This window comes from Corynebacterium sp. HMSC073D01 (genome assembly GCF_001815555.1).
Lineage (GTDB): Bacteria > Actinomycetota > Actinomycetes > Mycobacteriales > Mycobacteriaceae > Corynebacterium > Corynebacterium glucuronolyticum.
Window position 1 is genome coordinate 1 of the sequence record NZ_KV821074.1, and the last position, 453, is coordinate 453.

The window sequence follows — 453 nt, forward strand, 5'->3', positions numbered from 1 at the left end:
GGGGGTGGTGTACCCCCGTTTCGTGGTGCGCTGGTTTTGTGGTGCCGGTACGGTGCGGGGTATGGAAACATCTCGGGGGTTTGATTTTCTTGCCCTGTACTCGCAATCAGTGACGTGCATCCTGGAGCCGTATCAGGATTTGTCGGTCACACAACTCATCGCCCGTGGCAGCTCACCCAGACTTGCCAAACGGATCCACTGCCTGGCCGGCATCTACTTCGGCACCACCAGTGCCACCGTCAAGCAGGTGACCTGTCGCACTGCGGCGATCAGCAACCGGCACAACTTGGAAACACTGGAGCTCATTGAAACGTATGTCCGCAAGCTAAAAGACAAGCACAAATCGTGGCAGATTCGCGTCGGGCTGACCGCCCAGCCAGCAAACGTGCACGACATCCACGCGCGCGGCAAACAACTTGTCGCCGCGATCAATGGCACGGGGGTGGAGAACCC

General features: G+C 58.9%; 1 pseudogene. It reads left to right on the forward strand.

From position 1 onward, the window contains the following. Nucleotides 1-61: 61 nt before the first annotated feature. Nucleotides 62-453, forward strand: a pseudogene (locus HMPREF3044_RS10255) (hypothetical protein); the annotation flags it as partial.